Raw genomic sequence first — 18,151 nt, 5'->3', positions numbered from 1 at the left:
TTTGGATACTAACTCTTTCCTTTTATTAAATAAGTAAATCAAACAAAATAGGATTTTTATTAAGCTCCATAAATTGAATATTATTTTCTTTAAAACGAGTAATTAATTGCTCATAATCCTCTTTATGTTTTAACTCTACTCCGACTAGTGCTGGTCCATTTTCTTTATTATGTTTCTTAATATACTCAAAGCGTGTAATATCATCTTCTGGCCCTAATCCTTTATCAAGAAATTCTCTTAGCGCACCTGAACGCTGCGGGAATTCAATGATAAAATAATGCTTTAACCCTTCGTAAATGAGCGAACGTTCTTTCATTTCTTGCATTCTATCAATATCATTATTTCCACCACTTAGCGTACATACAACTGTTTTACCTTTTATTTCATCTCTATATAAATCAAGCGCTGCAATAGATAGTGCACCAGCCGGTTCAGCTACAATTGCATTTTTCTTATACAGTTCTAAAATCGTCGTACAAACCTTTCCTTCTGGTACTAAAACAATATCATCAATTACATCTTTACAAGTTTCAAATGTTAACTTCCCTACCTTTTTAACAGCTGCCCCATCAACAAAACTATCTATTTTCTCCAATGCGACATTTTCATTTTGAAGAAAAGCCTCTTTCATAGATGCAGCTCCCATTGGCTCTACACCAATGATCTTTGTAGCAGGACTAACACCTTTAACATATGTACCAACACCTGATGCTAATCCACCACCGCCGATTGCTGTAAAGATATAATCAACTGGTTTCTCCATATCATGCATAATTTCAACTGCCACTGTTCCTTGACCAGCAATAACATACGGATCATCGAACGGATGAACGAACGTCATTCTATTATCCTCACAATAGCACTGCGCTTCTTGGAACGAGCTATCAAATGTATCACCAACTAATACAATTTCCGCAAAATCACCACCGAAAAATTGTACTTGCGATACTTTTTGTTTAGGTGTCGTTGTTGGCATGAAGATTTTTGACGGAATCTTCAATAAATTACACGTATAAGCAACTCCTTGTGCATGATTACCAGCACTTGCACAAACAACACCGTTTTGTAATTGTTCTTTCGATAAACTTTGAATTAAATTGTACGCACCACGAATTTTGAAAGAGCGAATTAATTGTAAGTCTTCTCTTTTTACATAAACGTCACAATCATATTTCTCAGATAAAACTGTATCACGTTGTAACGGTGTTTTAATAACGATATCTTTCATGCAATTATGAGCCATTAAGATATCTTCAATTTTGACTCTCTCCTTTACCTTCTGCACCATTTCATATCATCCTTATCTCTTTTAAATTGGCTCAATCAAAATTCGGGATTTTTAGAACTGCACCTGTATTCGCCGATGTTACCATCTGTGCATAACGTCCAAGCCAGCCAGTTTTCACTTTCGGTTCTGGTCGTTTCCATTCTTTTTTACGCTTATCTAATTCTTCATCACTAACTCTTACTTCTAACAATCTTTCCTCAACATCGATACAAACGATATCCCCTTGCTTGAGAAGTGCAATCGTTCCGCCCGCAGCTGCTTCTGGTGAAATATGCCCTACCGAAATACCACGTGAAGCTCCAGAAAAACGACCATCCGTTAATAGCGCAACATCTGCACCTAATCCCATACCAGCAATCGCTGATGTTGGTGCTAACATTTCCGGCATACCAGGGCCGCCTCTTGGTCCTTCATAGCGAATAACAACTACATCGCCTTTCTTAACTTTTCCAAGCATAATGCCCGCAAGTGCCTCATCTTGTGAATTAAAAATAACGCAAGGTCCTTCAAATCTTTTTACTTCTGTTGCCCCACTTTTAATAACTGCCCCATCTTTCGCAAGGTTTCCTTTTAATATACGTAATCCCCCTTCTTCACTATGAGGATTTTCGAGAGAATGAATAACTTCCTTATCTTTAATCTCTGCATGAGCAATGTTTTCTCTTAATGTTTGCCCAGTAGCAGTAATACGGTCTAAATGAAGCACCCCTTCTTTTCGACTCATCTCTTTCAAAATTGCACTAATCCCGCCTGCTCGATCAATATCTTCCATATGCCAATTGGAAGCAGGGCTTACTTTACATAAATGTGGTACACGTCTTGAAACGGCATCAATGCGGTTCATATCGTAATCTAAACCCGCTTCTTGTGCGAGAGCTAATGTGTGCAATACTGTATTCGTCGATCCACCCATTGCCATATCAAGCGCGAACGCATCATCAATCGCTTCTTCCGTTACGATGTCTCGCGGTTTAATATCTCTTTCAATTAAAATCTTTAATTTCTCTGCTGCTTGTTTAATTAATTCTTCGCGTCTTGGATCGATGGCTAAAATACTTCCGTTACCCGGAAGAGCTAAACCTAACACTTCACATAAACAGTTCATAGAGTTTGCTGTAAACATACCGGAACAAGAACCACAAGATGGACAGCCATGATCTTCAATATCCTTTAATTCTTCTTCTGAAATTTTACCAGATTGATAAGCTCCTACTCCTTCAAAAACAGAACTTAAATCGACAACTTCTCCTTTAGATGTTTTTCCAGCCGCCATCGGACCACCTGAAACAAAAACAGTTGGAATGTTAATACGAAGTGCAGCCATCATCATACCAGGTGTGATTTTGTCACAGTTTGGAATACAAATCATGCCATCAAACCAATGTGCATTTACAACCGTTTCTACTGAATCTGCAATGATTTCACGACTCGGAAGTGAATAACGCATACCGATATGCCCCATCGCAATACCGTCATCTACTCCAATTGTATTAAATTCAAATGGAACCATACCTGCTGCACGCACTGCTTCTTTAACAAGTTTTCCAAATTCATTTAAATGCTTATGACCTGGAATAATTTCAATAAAAGAATTACAGATAGCTATAAACGGTTTATCAAAATCTTCATCTTTCAAACCAGTTGCTTTTAATAAACTACGATGCGGCGCTTTATCAAAACCTTTTTTAATCATGTCACTTCTCATCTTGTCAAATCCCCTCTTACGTATTTTTCACTTACAATCGCTTACTCTATTTCTTTACTAATTCTTTCGGTGCATGAATCCAGCTCATCATTTCACGAAGCTCTGCCCCTACTTTTTCTAACTGATGATTTTGCTCTGCTTTTTTCATCGCATTATATGTTGGACGCCCAGCTTGATTTTCTAAAATCCATTTCTTCGCGAATTCACCTTGCTGAATTTCTGTAAGTACTCGTTTCATTTCTTTCTTCGTTTCATCTGTAACAATTCTCGATCCTGTTACATAATCTCCGAACTCAGCCGTATCTGAAATAGAATGGCGCATGTTCGTTAAACCACCTTCGTACATTAAATCAACAATTAACTTTAATTCATGTAAACATTCAAAGTATGCAATTTCAGGACGATATCCACCTTCTGTTAATGTTTCAAAACCAGCTTTCACAAGTGCAGTTACCCCGCCGCAAAGCACTGCTTGCTCTCCGAATAAATCTGTCTCCGTTTCTTCTTGGAATGTCGTTTCAATTACACCTGCACGTGTACAACCTACACCTTTTGCATACGCAAGCGCTACACTTAATGCAGTGCCCGTAGCATCTTGATGTACTGCGACTAATGCCGGAACACCATTCCCTTCTTGGAATACACGGCGAACGAGATGACCTGGACTTTTTGGTGCGACCATCGCTACATCTACATAACTTGGCGGATTAATTTGTCCGAAGTGAATATTAAATCCATGTGAGAAAAGTAACATTTGTCCTTCACGGAGATTTTCTTCTACTTCTGCTTTATACACATGTGCTTGCTGTTCATCTGGCAATAACATTTGTACAACTTGCGCGGTTCGAATCGCTTCTGAAACAGACATTACTTCAAATCCATCTGCTTTTGCCACTTCAAAAGACTTACCCTGCCTAACACCAACTACAACTTCCACACCAGAATCACGTAAGTTTTGTGCCTGCGCATGACCTTGAGATCCATAACCAATTACCGCAATTGTTTTCCCTTGTAATAACTCTAAATTTGCATCTTTCTCATAATACGTTTTCATATTCCATACACTCCTTATAATTTATTTACTTGCAGTACATCAATTAATTTTTTCAACTGACCAACAAGTAATGTCGCTTCATTTTCAGTACAAACTGCTGTGAGTTTCATTTCAGAAACACCACTAGTATCTCTTTCGTTTAAATGTAAAGAAGAAATATAATAACCACGCCGAGCAAAAATCCCACTTATACGTAATAAGACGCTTGGCTCGTTATGAATAACGAGTGAAAAAGTATGACTCATTCTTCCCACCTCTTCATAATCATTTCGTTATTCCCTTTGTTTGGCGGAACCATTGGAAATACGTTTTCACCTTCTTCTACACAAAAATCAACTACGACAGGACCTTCATGAGCAAATGCTTCTAACATCACTTGTTTCGCCTCGGTTGAATTTGTCGCTCTTAATCCTTTCACTCCATAAGCTTCTGCCACTTTCACAAAGTCTGGCGATCCAATTTTTGATTCTGACAAACGATTTTCATAAAACATTTCTTGCCATTGCCTTACCATCCCTAAAAATTTGTTATTTATAATAAATACTTTTACAGGGATGTTATTTTCAGCAATTGTTTGTAATTCTTGAATGTTCATTTGAAAAGAAGCATCGCCTGCAATACAAATGACGAGTTCTTCTTCTTTCGCAAGCTGAGCACCAACTGCCGCCGGGAAACCAAACCCCATCGTTCCTAGTCCGCCAGATGTTAGAAAAGTCCGTGGGTTTTTCGCTTTATAAAAATGCGCAGCCCACATTTGATGCTGTCCTACTTCTGTCGTAACAATCGCTTCACCGTTCGTTAATTCACTTACTAGACTAATAACATGCTGTGGTTTTAACTCACCTTCTTTTTGATTGTAGGAAAGAGGATATTCCTCCTTCCATTCCTCTATTTTCGTAAGCCATTCATTTGTTTGTGTACGAATTGGCATATGTAACAACATGTGTAACGCTTTTTTCACATCTCCAACAATCGGATATTCCACAATTACATTTTTATGGAACTCCGAAGGATCTATATCAATATGTACCTTTTTCGAATGCGGAGAAAAGAGTTCTAATTTTCCTGTTACACGATCATCAAAGCGAACACCCAAAGCAAGTAGTAGATCACATTCTGTTACTGCCATGTTTGCAGCATACGTTCCATGCATGCCGAGCATTCCTAAAAATAACGAATCTCCCGGCGGATATGCACCAAGTCCCATTAAAGTGGAAACGACAGGAATACGATTTTCCCTCGCAAACTGAATAAGTTCATCAGAACCACCCGAATGAATGATCCCTCCTCCAATATAAAGAAGTGGACGTTTTGCTTCGGAAATTACTTTAGCTACCTCTCTAAGCTTCCTACTGTCTGGCATAGGCTCTAATTTGTACCCTGGAATCTCAATTACTTCATTATAAAAACTTGTTACATTTTCATTTTGAACATCTTTTGGAATATCAATTAATACGGGTCCTGGTCGCCCGCTTTCGGCGATGTAAAAAGCTTCTTGTACAATACGTGATAAATGATTCACATCACGAACTTGGTAATTATGCTTCGTAACAGGTACTGTAATCCCGACAACATCTGCTTCTTGAAATCCGTCTTTTCCGATGAGAGGTTTTGCAACTTGCCCTGTAATGACAACTAAAGGAATCGAATCCATATAAGCATCTGCTAAACCCGTAACTAAATTTGTCGCCCCTGGGCCAGAGGTAGCAAAGACTACCCCAACCTTTCCAGAAGCTCTCGCATATCCTTCTGCCGCATGAATGGCAGCTTGTTCATGACGAGTTAAAACGTGCTTCAAACCACTTCCATATAACGCATCGTACACTGGCAAAATCGCTCCGCCCGGATAACCGAAAACGGTCGTTACACCTAATTTTTTCAAACATTGAATAACATGTCCGGCACCTGTCACATCTTCACACTGTAATTTCTCACGTGTTGTATGCTGCTCCATTTTAATTAACTCCTCTCCCTATCTACAGTAAGCTCTCCGCCAGCCCTGGAACACGTACTCCTCTTTCTCTCGTTAACTTTTTAAATTCCTCTGTCAATTGTTTCGTTACACTTCCTGGTTTCCCATCTCCAATTTCTCTTGAATCAACTTTTACAACCGGAATTAATTCTGCTGCCGTTCCCGTTAAAAATACTTCATCAGCTACATATACGTCATGACGAGTAAACGGTCTTTCCTCACACCGAATATTAAGTCGCTCACATAGCTCGATAACACTATTTCTCGTAATCCCTTCTAGCGCTCCTAAGTAAGAAGGAGGTGTTAACACTTTTCCATCTTTCACAACGAAAACATTATCTCCAGATCCTTCACAAACATATCCTTGTTGATTTAACATAAGGGCCTCTAACACTCCTGCTTGTGCCGCTTCAATTTTCACAAGTACGTTATTTAAATAGTTCATTGACTTAATACGTGGATCTAATGCATCTGGCGTATTACGTCTTGATGCTACAGATACAACGCTTAGTCCATTATCGTAAAATTCCTGTGGGAATAACTTTAATTGTTCTGCAATGATAATAACGCTCGGTTTCACACAACTTCTAGGGTCGAGCCCTAAGTCACCTTTTCCTCGTGAAACAATTAAACGAATGTAAGCATCCGCATACTCATTTTTTTGCAATGTTTGTAAAACCGCTTCTTCCATTTCTTCAACCGTCAATGGGATTGTAAGTAAAATAGATTTTGCCGATTCATATAATCGTTTTACATGTTCTTTTAAACAAAATACATTTCCACCGTAACTACGAATTCCTTCAAATACACCGTCTCCGTATAAAAAACCGTGATCATATACTGAAACAACTGCCTTTTCCTTTTCTACAAATTCTCCATTCATATAAATGTACTGGTTTCCCATCTCACATCGCTCCTCTTTTTTTCTCTCTATTTTTGCAATCTATTTCTATATCGATTGCTGAGATGAGTATTTTTAACAGAATATTCAGTATATACACCTTAAAAATATACTCGTCTCAACAATCGATTACATACATACTTGTAGCAATCCATTGCTGAGACGAGGGAATCGTGGTACCACTCAGCTTCCTTATACTTCTCACGAAATATAAACTCTGCAAGTCCAATTAGACTTTTGGTTTTTCTATCGGAAACAACTCCGCTACTTTTTACTAGTTTTCAAAAGTAGTACTCCGAGGTGATCTTCAATGATGAAATTGTTACCACCCTCACAGCTTCTGGGCAGCTCTCTGAAACAATGTTTATCATTTACTCTCTTCTTCTACGCATTCTCTTATTCTATTTTTTAAAATAAAAACTCTCGCCTCAGCAATCAACTACTACAATTTAGTAGCTTTGATTGCTGAGGCGAGAGTTTCGCGTTACCACTCAGCTTCCTTATACTTCTCGCGAAATATAAGCTTTGTAGGTCCAATTAGACCCCCGTCCTTTTACCGGAGACGATGCCGTCGCTCTCTACTCAGTTTCCCTTTCGCAAGCGATGCTCCGAGGTGATCTTCAATGATTCGATTGTTACTACTCTCACAGCCTAGGAGCAGCTCTCTGAAACGATCATAACCATCTACTTTCCTCTTCTTTGCATATACAACATATAAAGTTAGAAAATTCTTAATTAACTTTTATTTGTTAAACGTATTATAGGACGTTGTTCTTTTCATTGTCAACATGTTTTCCAAAAAAAGATTTAAAATTCAATCCATTTTACTAGAAGTCTATTTATTTTTTCTCAAAACAAAATCGGAATGAATTCCTTACACATCCTCATATATTACTTAAGTATGTTCGCATTACTACATAAAAAAACAACTTAATAACATATAAAATTTTATGAGGAGATGAGAAAACTATGTTAAAAGGAAAAGTGGCATTAGTTACAGGAGCAAGCCGAGGAATTGGACGTGCTATTGCAAAACGTTTAGCAAACGACGGTGCATTAGTTGCTATTCATTACGGAAATCGAAAAGAAGATGCTGAAGAAACTGTGTATGAAATTCAATCAAATGGCGGATCTGCTTTTTCTATCGGTGCAAACCTTGAATCTTTACATGGTGTAGAAACCCTTTTTAGTTCTTTAGATAGCGAATTACAAAAAAGAACTGGTAGTACTAAATTTGATATTTTAATAAACAACGCTGGAATTGGTCCTGGTGCCTTTATTGAAGAAACGACTGAACAATTTTTTGATAGGATGGTTTCAGTTAATGCAAAAGCACCATTCTTTATCATCCAACAAGCTCTATCTCGTTTACGTGACAATAGCCGAATTATTAATATTTCATCCGCTGCCACTCGTATTTCTTTACCTGATTTCGTTGCATATAGTATGACGAAAGGCGCTATTAATACAATGACTTTCACACTAGCAAAACAGCTCGGAGCACGAGGAATAACAGTGAATGCAATACTTCCTGGATTTATTAAAACAGATATGAATGCGGAACTCTTGAGCGACCCAATGATGAAACAGTACGCTACTACCATTTCCGCTTTTAATCGCTTAGGTGAAGTAGAAGACATTGCCGATACCGCGGCATTTCTTGCTTCTCCAGACAGCCGGTGGGTTACTGGACAATTAATTGATGTGAGCGGAGGATCTTGTTTGTAATTTCTTAATCTACTTACGCAAAAAAAGCCAGCATTTTTGCTGGCCTTTTTCACTGTGTAAAACGATACCCTACTCCCCAAATTGTCTCGATGTATGATTTATCGAATGGATCGAGTTCAATTTTGTGACGAATATTTTTCACATGTACAGCAACCGTTGCTGCATCACCAATTACATCCATCCCCCATACAGTTTCAAAGAGACGATCTTTACTAAATACTTGATTTGGATGTTCTGCCATACAAGTTAATAAATCAAATTCTTTTCCTGTTAGCATGACCTCAGTTCCATTTACAAATACACGTCGTGCTGATTTATCAATAAACAACCCTCGAATACGAATTTCATCTTTTATTAGTTCTCGTTTTCCTGTTAAACGATCATAACGAGCTAGATGAGCGTTTACACGTGCCACCATTTCACTCGGGCTAAACGGTTTTATAATATAATCATCTGCTCCAAAACCTAACCCTTTAATTTTATCGATTTCCTCTTGTTTAGCGGACACCATAAGTATTGGGATGTCCTTTTTCAATCGAACTTGTTTACAAATTTCATATCCATCTATTCCCGGTAACATTATGTCTAAAATTAACAAGTCATAATCCTCCAGAAGAACTCTTTGTAAACCTTTTTCACCAGAGTAATCAATATCTACTGTATATCCAGCAACCTCTAAATAATCCTTTTCTAACTCTGCTATAATAGCTTCATCTTCAATAATTAAAATCCTTTTCAAGATGCTCTCCTTTTTCTAATTGATTTTTTGTAATGTAAATGCCAGCGTCGTCCCTTTACCTTTTTTGCTTTCTACCCAAATATCACCACCATGTTGTGTGATAATCTGATGTGCAATTGACAAACCAAGTCCGCTTCCACCCGTTTTAGAATTTCTAGAATGATCTGCACGATAAAACCTTTCAAATATATGAGGTAATGCTTTCTCTTCTATTCCTACCCCATTATCTTTTATGTAAATCGTTACATAATCAATAGATTCAGTCATGCGAATTCCTATATAGCCCTCTTCTTTATCCATATACTTCACACTATTCCAAATGATATTTGTAATAACACGTCGTAATTTTTCACGATCACCTTTTACCAAAATAGAAGTATCCTTTTGAGTATCCCATCTCACTGCAATTCCCTTATCTTGTAATTCAAGCTGTAGTTCTTCTATGCAATCAGATAAGTATTGATTAATTTCAACCTCTTCAAATTGAAACGGTTCCTCTTTTAAATCAAGTTTTGAAAAGAGAAAAAGCTCGTCAATTAATTGATCCATATCAAACACTTTATGATAAATAATCGTTAAATATTTATCTAATTGTTCTGGAGTTCGAGCGATACCCTCTTTAATTCCTTGTACATAACCTTTAATAGCCGTTATTGGCGTCCGTAAATCATGAGAAATATTTGAAAGCAACTCTTTACGATTTTTTTCATATTGCATTTGCAACTCGACCGATTCCTTCAACCTGCCACGCATCTCTTCAAACGATAAACTTAATTCACCTATTTCATCTTTCGCAAGTGGCTTTACTTGAAAATCTAAATCACCCTTTTGAATTCTTTCAGTTGCCTGCTTTAATGAATGCAATGGTTTAATAATACTCCGTGATATAAAATATGTTAATATTCCATTCGTAATAATTAACCCAAGTATTAAAGAGAATACGAAATACGGGAAAAATTCTCTAATCATTTCTTCTAAAGGATTTACATACTCAAATACAAAAATACTTACCTTATCCTTCTCTTCATCGTAGTAATCAAATTGCTTATAGTAAAAAGAATTACCCTCTATTTTCACATCCATTCCCTTTCTTTGTCCTTCCGTTTCAAATGCGGGTAGGTATTTATCAAACGAAGAGATTTTAAAATATGGGGATGAATATGTAAGCTCATCATTTTTTCGAATTAGTAATCCTGCTTGATTATCGTTTAATTCTTTATCAGTTTCCTTTAAAAAATTTATATCCTCCAATTTATCTGGAGCATACGATGAAAGAATTTTCAACCTACTAAAAATATCATCTTCATCTTCTTTTGTACGAATAGCTCCCTCCTGCTCTTTATCAATGAGAGAATGACTATTTTGATTAAGACCAATGATTGCTTTTGCAATACGAATATCACCAAATAAAGTAACACTAATCAACATAACTGCTATACCGCAAAAAACGATTGGAATAATTACCATCGCAACATACGACAACAGCAATCTAATACGGATTGACATTACAGAACTCCTATGAACATTATAATTTTAGCTTGTTACAGAATTCACCGGAAACGAAACTTGACTCATCCAAATACCAGCTAATAATACGAGTATAGCTAGAACAATTTCTAAGAGCAATAAACGGCGATTAACTGTTCCAATATCGATACCCCATGTTTTCGTTTGTCTCCATGCTACAATTGTAATTATACATACAGTAAGAATCTTTATATTTAAAAGGTTCGTCCATATTGAATTAAAATTAAAAAGTACCCAATTCCTTGTCTGTAAAAACACAATTAATTCTCCAGAAAGAAATGCTAGAATAAATGAAATACCAGCAATACTACTAAAATGCTTACGGAAACTCTTTTGATCAAATGTAATTTTGTATAATGTTGTCCACGCTATAACAAGAGCTAAATAAATAAGTGCTCCTAGCCACACCGCTATACTCATAACGTGGACCATTCTAATTATAACTGCTGCCCAATTTGGATTAGCAATCCATACATGGCCTGTGAAAGAAAAACTCGCAACAAGAAATCCCCAAATTAGCGCATACCATTCGTTCCCCATATGCTGCAAAGACATAAGAACCAATAATAGCAGTTGAATCATAATAATAACTGAAAATGGCGAATGAATAAGTAAACTCTCCTTCGGAATAATTGACTTATACACTATTAATTCGGCTATTAATCCTACTACAAGTATAGAGAAAAAAATCTTTTTCATATTCTTCATTCTTTGCAATATGGAAGGTAATCTATAACGTTTTACAAGCATATCGAGCCACTTTACTCCTGCTCCAATTAAAATCATTCCCTCTACAATATAGCGTAGTGTTACTATCATAACATCTGAAAATACTGAGCCACTCCTACTCGCATTTCCCTCTACCACTACATTAGTTTGTACTTCTTCTCCAATTGAAAAGGGATAGCCTCCCTTACTCGGATGTCCGTCTGCAGAAATCATAGACCACCTTACTGTGTAAGTACCATTATTTAAGTTTGGTAATTTCACTTTTATTTTTGTTGGATTATCTAATATTTCAACCTTTGATACTTGCACTCTCTTTGCACTTGGATCTAGCAGTTCAATATTGACTACATTTCCTGTAACTGGTTCACTAAATTCAAGAATAATCTGTTCCGGTTGTACTGTAAGAACCTCACCCTCTTTAGGGGTGGCTCCTACAACACTTGTATGAGCAAATACACTACTATGAGAAAATAAAAATATACTTACACTTGTTAAAATAAATACTATCATTCTATAAAGCATGAAAACCTCCGTATTATTATTCTGGATGATTACCTGAGTGATCTCCGGTAGAAAATGGAGTAGTTACCCCCTCATAATTCATCATCGTATGCATTCCTTTTTCCGCATGAACGAGATGATGACAATGAACCATCCATAGTCCACTATTATTTGCCTCTAAAGCAATTTCATATTCTTCTCCCGGAAAAACATTAACTGTATCTAAGTAAATCGAACTTCCCTCCATTGGTTTACCATTTTTAGAAATAACCTGGAATGTATGTCCATGCAAATGCATTGGATGAATTTCTTCTCCCTTATTTTTAAAGCGAATCTTAACTTTATCTCCTTTCTCTACTTTAATGGGTGGAATATCAGGTGATGTCTTTCCATTAATCGTATACACCCATTTTTCTTGTCCATTTACATCTTTCACACCTTCTGCCAAATCCATATCATAGACCTTTGTAAACTTTGAATCTATCGTAAACTTGCCAACTTCTTTTTCTCCATATTTCGTAAAATCAAACCATGGATAACTCTTTATATCAATAGGTTTTTTCGGCAAAGAACCGTTCCCAATCGTCGTCGTTAACATTCGATTCATTTTCTTAGATGGATCCACATTAATAAGTTTTACACTCGTTGTTTCCGGCATTTTAAAAACAAGGTCATAACGTTGTGCAGCTCCCATCGGAAGAATTGCTTTATCTAGCTCGTCCCCACCTTTTATATCACGACCATCTAGTGCGATAATTTGAAATGGCGCCCCAACTAATGTCATTAAATGCGTATTATTCCCAGCATTAATTAAGCGAAGGCGTACTGTTTCACCTGGTTTTGCATCCAATCGTAGTCCCTCACTTGTATCATTTAATGTAAATACATCGTAATCATCTCCATCAGATAAATCTTTGAGTTGATCATTACTTGGCATCATTAACGGGCCTTCTAAAGTTTGCGCCTTTTCATTTCGAATATGATTGCTAGGATAGCTATCCCAATCTTTATCTTGTTCGCCATTATGCTTACCGGTTTTTATGGCTCCTGTTTTCCATTCATGGATCGCCACTGTATAATCCTTTTCATATTTTACAGCTGGTTTATTCGGTTCAATAACAATGGTTCCAAATAGTCCCCGCTCCGTTTGTTTTGCACTTTTTTGATGTGAATGATACCAATATGTCCCCACCTGATCAGCATTAAATGCGTATGTATATGTTTCACCTGGTTTTATAGCATTTTGCGTAACACCTGGAACACCGTCTACCGCTGCAGGAACATCTAATCCATGCCAATGGATTGTAACGGGTTCTGGCAATTCATTTTTCAAATTTACAACAATACGTTCACCTTGTTTAACTCTAATTTGAGTACCCGGTGATGTTCCATCAAAGGTCCATGCATCTATCTTTTTCCCATCTCCCAAATCTAAACTTGCTACTTTCGCCGTAATATTAAAAGTTTTTGTAACCCTTTTTTTGGCATCTGAATTATCAATAGATGTAATTGATTCTGAAGTAGATGTTGCATCTGTTAACTTCTTTTTTTCATTTGTACCTGGGTAATTATTTATTAAAAAATATCCAAAAATAACTAACCCTAATAGTAAGCATGCCGCAATCAATATATTTCTTAAATCGCTTTGTATAAATTCCTTTTTCATATTAGTCTCTCTTTCATTTTTTGTTGTAAACTATTAATTTTCATACGTGGATTCATTGCCTATCACCTCACATATTCACTTCGATTTACATCATAACACTCAGAAAAAAAGAAACTTTGAAGGAATTTTAAAGACTTTATAAAGAAATATATTTCAATTTTTCTTTACTTCTAAATCTTTTTTATTGCGCAATAAAAAAGATTGTATAATACTATATAAAACATATACATTTAGGAGGATTACAACAATGTCCGAAAAAACATACGAACTCGCAACCTTCGCAGGCGGTTGCTTTTGGTGCATGGTAAAGCCATTTGATGAACTTCCTGGTATTCATAAAGTACTTTCTGGCTATGCAGGTGGTCATGTAGAAAACCCAACATATGAACAAGTAAAAGCTGGTACATCTGGTCATTTAGAAGTTGTACAAATTACATTCGACCCTTCTATTTTTCCATATGAAAAATTACTAGATTTATATTGGCCACAAATCGATCCAACTGATGATGGCGGACAATTCTTTGACCGCGGTCCATCTTATCGCACTGCTATTTTTTATCATAATGAAACGCAAAAAGAGCTTGCTGAAAAATCAAAACAAGCTCTTGCAGAAAGCGGTATGTTTAAAGAACCAATCGTAACTGAAATTCGCCTGGCTGCACCTTTTTATGAGGCTGAAGAATACCATCAACATTTTTATAAAAAAAATCCGGAGAAATATGCTACTGAGCAAAAAGAATCTGGCCGTGAAGACTTTATAAAAGAAAATTGGCAAAAAAAATAATAAAAACGCATCGTACTCTTTTTTCAAAGTGCGATGCGTTTTTATCTTTGAAAAAAGTACCATACAATGATGAGAACAACCGCTGTTAATGTCCAAAGTGCTATTTCATTTTTTACTCTACTCTTTTTCTTATTCATTTCCTCTCCTCCTAATAGCAGTACAACATATTCAAGATTTCCTCTGTTTAATTGTCCACCTTATATACGTGAATACATCCTTACAAATTCTTATAACAAGACCACCGACGATTCCGATTGCAATTGAAATTACTAACATCTGTACAAAACTAAGAGTAGTTGTGTATGTTATGTAGATAACAATGCATACAAGTAAAACATCCGGTAAAGAAAGCAAAAACTTTTTAAGCATTTCTTCAGCTCTCCTATGCTTTATTTGTAATTTATACTTTCTACTGTAGCTTTGAAATAAAGTTTGTTCAAAAATTCCATTTAGACACTCATTTTATGGAAAAAGAATAAGAACCTCTTTTAAAAAGGGTTCTTATCTACATATCCTATTCCATAATTACTCCTAAACTAGAATAATATTACTAGTGATTTGTTGTGAATTAACTATTTGCTAGGCAATCGGATGTTACGCCAGCTACCTACATCGCATTGACCATATGTATTATCACCTACTGCTACCACCGTACCATCTAATTTCAGACCGACCGTATGCGCACAACCCGCCGCTATCGCTACAATATCACGCCAATCGCTTACATTACATTGACCATACTCATTCCAGCCGACTGCCACCACGGTACCGTCTGATTTAAGTCCGATTGTATGATTCGTACCAGCTGCTATTGCCATAATATCTTTCCAGCTGCCTACATCGCATTGACCAAGTTTATTATTACCCACTGCCATCACTTTTCCATCCGATTTCAAACCAACAGTATGAAGATAACCTGCCGCCAACTCCACCATACCACGCCATCCACTTACATTGCATTGGCCATATCGATTATTCCCCACAGTGGTCACTGTGCCGTCCAATTTAAGACCGACTGTATGCCAGTCACCCGCCGTGACCGTCACAATATCACGCCAGCTGCTTACATTGCATTCTCCTTCTTTATTTCGGCCCACCGCTATTACCGTACCATCCGGTTTAAGGCCAAGGGTACGACGCCACCCTGTCGCAACCGATACGATATTATGCCATTCGTTTACATCACATTGATCATGCTTATTCCACCCCACCGCTTCCACAGTATTATCACTTTTCAGAGCGATTGTATGAGCATTACCCGTGTTCGTCGCCATATGAACATTGCCCGCTGCGACTGCTTCAATATCACACCAACGGCTTACATTGCATTCTCCTTCTTTATTTCGCCCCACTGCCACAACTGTTCCATCCGATTTAAGAGCAACTGTATGACCACGACCTGTCGCTATCGTACCTTTAGGCCACCGTTTCACTTTTAATATCTCTTTGTAATTCATGTTTTACCTCCTTGCATATAAGCAACTGTATCCAAATAGATATTTTTATCTAATTTCATTATAAATGACCCGACTTTTTTTATAAATTTACAGCTACAAAAGAAGCCTATTATTACTTCTTCAAAAAATAAAAACCTCCAGTTTAAATACTAGAGGTTTTTTCTTTACTTCTTCAATCGTTCAATAAAATCGTTCAATTTATCAAGTGATTTCATATTCTGATTACAAGCTACACCATCTTTGCAAATATAGTTTCCCTTTTTAACGAATGTTCCTTGTACATCACCTTTAATTTCAACTAAAAACATTCCTACTTCTTCATGTCCATGACATAATGAACAAATGCTCTTTTTATTTAAACTTTGGAACGTACCTTGCAGACCAACAAACTTATTTTTATCATTTTTCGCTATAATAAATTTCCTGCTTGACCCTTTATCAATCCAACTTAAATAAGATAATTCTTTCATGTTCAGTTCTTCCATATCAGGAAGTTTTAATTTTTTCGCTTTAGGAAATAATTTTTTTAATGTTTGCGCTGTAACTTCCTGAAACGGAATGACATACGGATTTATTTTCAGTAAAAACGATTCTGCATCTTCTCTATTTTGAACTGTTAATACCGTATCAATTAACTCTTTCTGCTCATCCGTTAAATTCTCAAATACATGTATTATCTTTTCAATCGCTAGTGATTTTAACGCTTGAATTACACCTCTATCATTTGCCGTTGCGTGCCCATTTGCTAAAATATAAGCTTGTGATTTTATAAAATTGTATTGATCACTTCTAATAAAAGCTTCCATCTTTATCACTCCATACAAATTGTTGATCTAGTCTTATTGTATACAATGATTCAGCTTTTTGATATGTAAAAGATAACTTAGAAACGAATATTACATACTCCGATTATGTTCTACCGCTCCATTTCCTGACAAAAGAAACCATCGTCTGTTTTCCATTCTGCATATAATACATCCTCAAATTTAGTAATCCCTTTTTGCTTTATTTGTTTATAAAGCCATCCTTCATCAAAGCCTGCTTCTCTCAAATTATCTTTCACTACTTTTCCATCACTAATTAATGAAATCGGTAAGTATACAGGCTTATGTTTTAAGCTTAAATCATTTATAGTGGGAGATTCATATTTGCTCTTTTTCAGAACGCTTATGTTTCCGTTAGGTTCCAATATCATATATTCAACTTCTCGAATTGAAAAAATATCTTTTTGTTGCCTAAGCATTTGTTGTAATTGGTTTATGTCCAAATGATTTACACTTAATTGTTCACGATCAATCTTTCCATTACGGATAATAATGGAAGGATATCCTTCAAAAAACCTTCTTGTTCCTCTTATTTTTTGTGTTATCACTTCTATTGTATAAATTAAAATTACCCAAACAAATACTGAATATAATATAGACCACACTTTAATTTTAGGATCATATATTGAATTTCCAACGAGCTCACCAAGGACGATAGCAGAAATAAAATCAAAGGGTGTTAACTGAGATATTTGTGTTTTCCCTAGTATTTTTGTAGCAATTAATAGAACAAAGAAACCAATTAAAAGCTCTATCGTTATTTGTCCAATATGATTCATAGTTGCTCACCTTTCTGCTTTTCACTCAAATGCTATGTAGCCTATTTAATAAAAAAACGGCACAATATTGCTATTATCATGCCCATTCATATCCAATAGATACAAAGCAAAAAGAGTCTAGTTCAAATTAATATTTGAACTAGACTCTTTTATGTTCATTTAGAATACACAATCTTTTTAATCGTTTCTCCGGAAAGAAAATACTCTTCTGCAAGTTGATGAATAGCAATTCCGCTTTTAAACGCTTCTTTAATGGCTTTATTTCTTTCATCTAGTTGTTTTCTTCCTCCAGATCGTGTACCCCATTTATAATGTTTCGTTTCTTGTTTTGGAATGTAAATTGTTTCACCTTGTATATACTTTTGAATTTCAGCAATTAAACTTTCTGGTAAAACCGTCGCAGCTTTTACGTATTTCATTTCTGCTCGCCCCTTATTTTTTATGGTTCATTTCAATAAGGTGCAAAGCCAAATATAAAAAATGATACGAGCTCATTT

The 18,151-nt window shown here is 36.1% G+C and carries 17 protein-coding genes and 2 other annotated features; of the genes, 2 read left to right on the top strand and 15 right to left on the bottom strand.

Features of this window, described 5'->3' with window-relative positions; translation table 11 throughout:
• Positions 1–25 precede the first annotated feature (25 nt).
• The 6 genes from ilvA to ilvE are packed head-to-tail and all read right to left on the bottom strand — an operon-like array spanning position 26 to position 6,923.
• Complete coding sequence (gene ilvA, locus J0835_RS09105; protein WP_087980166.1) at positions 26–1,288, bottom strand: threonine ammonia-lyase IlvA; 1,263 nt, start codon at positions 1,286–1,288, stop codon at positions 26–28.
• Between the two features lie 31 nt (positions 1,289–1,319).
• Complete coding sequence (gene ilvD, locus J0835_RS09100; RefSeq protein WP_064476429.1) at positions 1,320–2,993, bottom strand: dihydroxy-acid dehydratase; 1,674 nt, start codon at positions 2,991–2,993, stop codon at positions 1,320–1,322.
• A 46-nt stretch (positions 2,994–3,039) separates the two neighbouring features.
• Positions 3,040–4,047: a ketol-acid reductoisomerase gene (gene ilvC / locus J0835_RS09095; protein WP_087980165.1), complete on the bottom strand. Its 1,008-nt coding sequence runs from the start codon at positions 4,045–4,047 to the stop codon at positions 3,040–3,042.
• 14 nt (positions 4,048–4,061) lie between these two features.
• Positions 4,062–4,292, bottom strand: coding sequence for an ACT domain-containing protein (locus J0835_RS09090; RefSeq protein WP_000019914.1), 231 nt, complete (start codon positions 4,290–4,292; stop codon positions 4,062–4,064).
• Positions 4,289–6,001: an acetolactate synthase large subunit gene (gene ilvB, locus J0835_RS09085; protein ID WP_087980164.1), complete on the bottom strand. Its 1,713-nt coding sequence runs from the start codon at positions 5,999–6,001 to the stop codon at positions 4,289–4,291. The genes J0835_RS09090 and ilvB overlap by 4 nt, the downstream gene beginning before the upstream one ends.
• A 22-nt stretch (positions 6,002–6,023) precedes the next feature.
• Positions 6,024–6,923 carry a branched-chain-amino-acid transaminase gene (ilvE, locus tag J0835_RS09080; RefSeq protein ID WP_000528140.1) on the bottom strand — a complete coding sequence of 300 codons (900 nt, stop codon included), beginning with the start codon at positions 6,921–6,923 and terminating at the stop codon, positions 6,024–6,026.
• A gap of 152 nt (positions 6,924–7,075) precedes the next feature.
• Positions 7,076–7,316, bottom strand: a binding site (T-box leader).
• A 67-nt stretch (positions 7,317–7,383) separates the two neighbouring features.
• Positions 7,384–7,629, bottom strand: a binding site (T-box leader).
• A gap of 260 nt (positions 7,630–7,889) precedes the next feature.
• On the opposite strand from ilvE, the gene J0835_RS09075 reads away from it, so the two are divergent.
• Positions 7,890–8,648, top strand: coding sequence for an SDR family oxidoreductase (locus J0835_RS09075; RefSeq protein WP_087980163.1), 759 nt, complete (start codon positions 7,890–7,892; stop codon positions 8,646–8,648).
• 49 nt (positions 8,649–8,697) lie between these two features.
• Here J0835_RS09075 and J0835_RS09070 read toward each other — a convergent pair whose 3' ends face one another.
• Genes J0835_RS09070 through J0835_RS09055 form a run of 4 tightly spaced genes read right to left on the bottom strand, consistent with a single transcriptional unit; the run spans position 8,698 to position 13,810 of the window.
• Positions 8,698–9,387 carry a response regulator transcription factor gene (locus J0835_RS09070; RefSeq protein ID WP_087980162.1) on the bottom strand — a complete coding sequence of 230 codons (690 nt, stop codon included), beginning with the start codon at positions 9,385–9,387 and terminating at the stop codon, positions 8,698–8,700.
• Positions 9,388–9,402: 15 nt separating this feature from the next.
• The gene (locus tag J0835_RS09065) at positions 9,403–10,893 is read right to left on the bottom strand and encodes a sensor histidine kinase (RefSeq protein WP_087980161.1); all 1,491 of its coding nucleotides are present in this window, start codon (positions 10,891–10,893) and stop codon (positions 9,403–9,405) included.
• 27 nt (positions 10,894–10,920) lie between these two features.
• Positions 10,921–12,165 carry a copper resistance CopC/CopD family protein gene (locus tag J0835_RS09060; RefSeq protein ID WP_087980160.1) on the bottom strand — a complete coding sequence of 415 codons (1,245 nt, stop codon included), beginning with the start codon at positions 12,163–12,165 and terminating at the stop codon, positions 10,921–10,923.
• A 16-nt stretch (positions 12,166–12,181) separates the two neighbouring features.
• Complete coding sequence (locus J0835_RS09055) at positions 12,182–13,810, bottom strand: multicopper oxidase family protein (protein WP_087980159.1); 1,629 nt, start codon at positions 13,808–13,810, stop codon at positions 12,182–12,184.
• Positions 13,811–14,057: 247 nt separating this feature from the next.
• On the opposite strand from J0835_RS09055, the gene msrA reads away from it, so the two are divergent.
• A complete protein-coding gene (gene msrA / locus J0835_RS09050; protein ID WP_087980158.1) occupies positions 14,058–14,594 on the top strand; it encodes a peptide-methionine (S)-S-oxide reductase MsrA in 537 nt (178 codons plus the stop codon).
• Between the two features lie 168 nt (positions 14,595–14,762).
• Here the strand turns inward: msrA and J0835_RS09045 are convergent, their stop codons facing one another.
• The 5 genes from J0835_RS09045 to J0835_RS09025 form a co-directional block, all read right to left on the bottom strand.
• Complete coding sequence (locus J0835_RS09045; protein WP_000913388.1) at positions 14,763–14,963, bottom strand: hypothetical protein; 201 nt, start codon at positions 14,961–14,963, stop codon at positions 14,763–14,765.
• Positions 14,964–15,166: 203 nt separating this feature from the next.
• The gene (locus J0835_RS09040; protein WP_087980156.1) at positions 15,167–16,051 is read right to left on the bottom strand and encodes an RCC1 domain-containing protein; all 885 of its coding nucleotides are present in this window, start codon (positions 16,049–16,051) and stop codon (positions 15,167–15,169) included.
• A 164-nt stretch (positions 16,052–16,215) separates the two neighbouring features.
• Positions 16,216–16,857: a FusB/FusC family EF-G-binding protein gene (locus J0835_RS09035; protein ID WP_087980155.1), complete on the bottom strand. Its 642-nt coding sequence runs from the start codon at positions 16,855–16,857 to the stop codon at positions 16,216–16,218.
• A 110-nt stretch (positions 16,858–16,967) separates the two neighbouring features.
• Entirely contained in the window at positions 16,968–17,654 is a 687-nt protein-coding gene (locus tag J0835_RS09030; protein ID WP_001015532.1) for a DUF421 domain-containing protein, read from the bottom strand.
• 155 nt (positions 17,655–17,809) lie between these two features.
• A complete protein-coding gene (locus tag J0835_RS09025) occupies positions 17,810–18,073 on the bottom strand; it encodes a CD3324 family protein (RefSeq protein ID WP_087980154.1) in 264 nt (87 codons plus the stop codon).
• Positions 18,074–18,151 lie beyond the last annotated feature (78 nt).

The sequence above is a fragment of the Bacillus cereus group sp. Sample62 genome (genome assembly GCF_036851315.1).
In the GTDB taxonomy this organism is placed as follows: domain Bacteria; phylum Bacillota; class Bacilli; order Bacillales; family Bacillaceae_G; genus Bacillus_A; species Bacillus_A wiedmannii.
This window is presented reverse-complemented; position numbering and strand designations above follow the sequence as displayed.

What these genes read in the sequence shown, in the direction of transcription:
- ilvA (WP_087980166.1), bottom strand. Translation starts at nt 1,288, where the DNA reads ATGGTGCAGAAGGTAAAGGAGAGAGTCAAAATTGAAGATATCTTAATG.
- ilvD (WP_064476429.1), bottom strand. Translation starts at nt 2,993, where the DNA reads ATGAGAAGTGACATGATTAAAAAAGGTTTTGATAAAGCGCCGCATCGT.
- msrA (WP_087980158.1), top strand. Translation starts at nt 14,058, where the DNA reads ATGTCCGAAAAAACATACGAACTCGCAACCTTCGCAGGCGGTTGCTTT.
- J0835_RS09090 (WP_000019914.1), bottom strand. Translation starts at nt 4,292, where the DNA reads ATGAGTCATACTTTTTCACTCGTTATTCATAACGAGCCAAGCGTCTTA.
- J0835_RS09040 (WP_087980156.1), bottom strand. Translation starts at nt 16,051, where the DNA reads ATGAATTACAAAGAGATATTAAAAGTGAAACGGTGGCCTAAAGGTACG.
- J0835_RS09045 (WP_000913388.1), bottom strand. Translation starts at nt 14,963, where the DNA reads ATGCTTAAAAAGTTTTTGCTTTCTTTACCGGATGTTTTACTTGTATGC.
- J0835_RS09025 (WP_087980154.1), bottom strand. Translation starts at nt 18,073, where the DNA reads ATGAAATACGTAAAAGCTGCGACGGTTTTACCAGAAAGTTTAATTGCT.
- J0835_RS09030 (WP_001015532.1), bottom strand. Translation starts at nt 17,654, where the DNA reads ATGAATCATATTGGACAAATAACGATAGAGCTTTTAATTGGTTTCTTT.
- ilvC (WP_087980165.1), bottom strand. Translation starts at nt 4,047, where the DNA reads ATGAAAACGTATTATGAGAAAGATGCAAATTTAGAGTTATTACAAGGG.
- J0835_RS09055 (WP_087980159.1), bottom strand. Translation starts at nt 13,810, where the DNA reads ATGAAAAAGGAATTTATACAAAGCGATTTAAGAAATATATTGATTGCG.
- J0835_RS09060 (WP_087980160.1), bottom strand. Translation starts at nt 12,165, where the DNA reads ATGCTTTATAGAATGATAGTATTTATTTTAACAAGTGTAAGTATATTT.
- ilvB (WP_087980164.1), bottom strand. Translation starts at nt 6,001, where the DNA reads ATGGAGCAGCATACAACACGTGAGAAATTACAGTGTGAAGATGTGACA.
- J0835_RS09065 (WP_087980161.1), bottom strand. Translation starts at nt 10,893, where the DNA reads ATGTCAATCCGTATTAGATTGCTGTTGTCGTATGTTGCGATGGTAATT.
- J0835_RS09075 (WP_087980163.1), top strand. Translation starts at nt 7,890, where the DNA reads ATGTTAAAAGGAAAAGTGGCATTAGTTACAGGAGCAAGCCGAGGAATT.
- ilvE (WP_000528140.1), bottom strand. Translation starts at nt 6,923, where the DNA reads ATGGGAAACCAGTACATTTATATGAATGGAGAATTTGTAGAAAAGGAA.
- J0835_RS09035 (WP_087980155.1), bottom strand. Translation starts at nt 16,857, where the DNA reads ATGGAAGCTTTTATTAGAAGTGATCAATACAATTTTATAAAATCACAA.